Consider the following 2,609-nt stretch of genomic DNA (forward strand, 5'->3'; position numbering starts at 1 on the left):
TGCGAGAACTCCGGAGCAAGTAGTGGGCCAGCAGGTCGAACGATCCCTCGCCGATCCAAATATTGAATCGCTGCAGCTTCCTGCTCTTCGAACGTGGTGAAGCCGTGAAGATCAACCTTTGGATATGCCTCCCAGACCGGAATGGGTATCGCAAATGGAACGTACTCAGTGCGGCATGCAACAACAACCGCGATGTTCGGGTACGGATCTAGACTCTTGATGAAACCGGCCAGATGGTTCCGCCAAAGATTGGCTCCAGCACCCTCGTTAACAGCATCAACTAGTATCAGCGCCCTAGAGCCGGAAGTTTCACCCGCCGAATCTAATGCACCAAGGAGTTCATCCCGAGGCCATCCAGGCAAACCGAGTGATCGTTCACATTGGCTCCATGGGTCTCCCTTAGCGAATTGCTGGCCCAAGAAGAGTAGTGCCGGCCTGCCTTCCGCTCGCGAACGGTTGGCCTCAGAGGCGAGCAGATGAGACTTCCCCGTGCCAGCCTCACCGGTGACGAGTAGCACTCGGCTAGCATCCGCGCTGAAGGCAGTGGAGACCAAGAGACGGGCAAGGTTGCTGATTGCCTCCTCAACCCTGCGAACACTGTGCTGCAAATAACTCAGATGATCGCAGCTGGGCGTCGACTTCGCCTCGCCCTCCTTAACTGAACGGCGCTGGCTGCGAAGCTCATCACCCAAACGGCCAAGGAGTTGTTCGGCTGCTCTCACGTCTGAGAGCCACTGCTGGACATCCCATTGGGTGGTTACAGGAGCCTCGACCGCGTCGGCTATCCCGTGCACCAGCTTCAGCGCGTTTGCAGCGAGCTCCGCCGCTTCGCGCACGTCATCCGTGACGATCGCTGAGGACGGCTCAATGCGATCCGCCCAAGTAGCCTCGACCGCTCGAAGCAACCTAGCACGAAGGGCTGAAGTCCTCGCCAGACCATCGAAGGCGAGCGAGGCAGCAACGTCGACGTGTTGTGCGGGCGTGTATCGCTCACCAAGATCGGCGCTTGCTATTTCAACCTGGTCAGAGAACCAACGAAGACTCAGCGTGTCGACCCCAAACCAATACCTCGATAAGCCCGACGCGCTTGGTTGCCCCAACCAGTCGGTCAAATCTGAGGCTGTGATCGGCTCAAACGAAACGTCCCGCCCTAGGGCTAGCGCTTCCGCCCTCCACCGTTTCACATGCTCATCCCAAGCCGACCACCCTGTCCGGCCCCGCCCCTTTGCCCCGCCTTTGTCGGTCAGATCGCACGCAATCGCGACCTGGTAGACGTTGACCTCTGGGCGGCGCTTTAGTGTTGTCGCTACGCTTTCGTCGATCTGCGCCCAGTCGATGTCTCGAACGCGAAGGAAGTACTTGGCTTGAATGCCGACGGACGACCCGTCGTTCTTAAGCCACAGCGCCTCGACGCCGGCGTCGCCGCCAGCTCCCTCGATCCGCCTGAACTCCTTGGCCCCCATAGGGCGGCGGCGACGTGCGAGCTGAACAACAAGCTCCTCAAACCCGTTGTTCTGGGTCCCACGATGTGGCCGAATAGAGGCAAAGCTAACCATTCTTTATGTGTCGTCCGATTGTCGCTAGCGGCGTTGATGAAGGATCAGATTGCTCGATGTTGCGGTCGATTTTTACACGAACTTGGCGGAAGCTCGCGCTGCAGTAAAATCACACAAAGTGCCGAACGCACTACTGGTGACAATTAGATCGGTGTTCCCTCGAAGTGTCCGCTCCGCGTAGCATGATGCCTGAGGTCAAGGCCAGTCATTCTTAGCACCAGCCGATGCACTGTCACCTCTGCGATAATAATGATGATCAGTTTCCGGAGTAGACGGGAAGCTTCTTACGGGCTTGGTAGGTGACGATGTGGCGCCATAGCTTTTGCTGCGCTCAGTTCACTGCATGTGATCCATTTCACCCTCGGCGGCTGAACTACTTAACAGGAATCAGCTAAAGCAGACGCTCAAAGAAGCTGCCCTTACACCCTTCCCTTCAGTGCGAGAAACGGACGGGATTGGCACAACATCGACGCCTAGACCTGGCGCCAACTTTCCCCGTGTATATCAAGATTTGCCTCAATGAGTAAAGCACTTTCGTCCATCCCTCCTGTTACAACTTCTGCCGCGACCACCTCTGTATTTCTGCTTCTGGCCAGAAACGGCCGCGCAGTAAGCGAGTAGCCGTCCTCGACACCTCGGAGGACTACTACGAGCTTAAGATCGCTGGCTAAGTAAAGAGGATCAATTCCGTCGGTAACGTGTTGCGACAGTTGCTCGCTCGCTATTCAAAAAGACAATGCCGTTATCCCCCGGTGCCTCGGGCCAATCGGGAGGCAGAACATCGCTGGGGTTAAGAGTGATCGTTGCCAAGTCATCGATGGATCCCGTGGACAACGTGTCCACGCGGACGACACCAGGCGGGATATATGGTGGCAGATCTCCGCTCGCACAGAGCCAGGCTACCGGAAAGTACTTCGCAATGGAGAAGACAAAAGGCGTCTCCTTCCATCGATTGTCAAAGATGCGGGACATCCAGCGACCCATGACTTGACGGTGATATGGATAGAGCCAGCAATAAAGACGTAACTCTGCCGGGAAAGCCTGACTAGGTGC

At 56.8% G+C, this 2,609-nt stretch carries 2 protein-coding genes; both read right to left on the reverse strand.

The features are described from left to right. Positions 1-1,463, reverse strand: a 1,463-nt coding sequence (locus AC1DQP_RS19260) for a hypothetical protein (RefSeq protein WP_478052275.1), incomplete at its 3' end; no start/stop codon positions are given. Positions 1,464-2,237: 774 nt separating this feature from the next. Next, the coding region (locus tag AC1DQP_RS19265; RefSeq protein WP_478052276.1) for a hypothetical protein at positions 2,238-2,609 on the reverse strand (372 nt) is incomplete at its 5' end.

Source organism: Stenotrophomonas sp. P5_A8 (assembly GCF_056400545.1).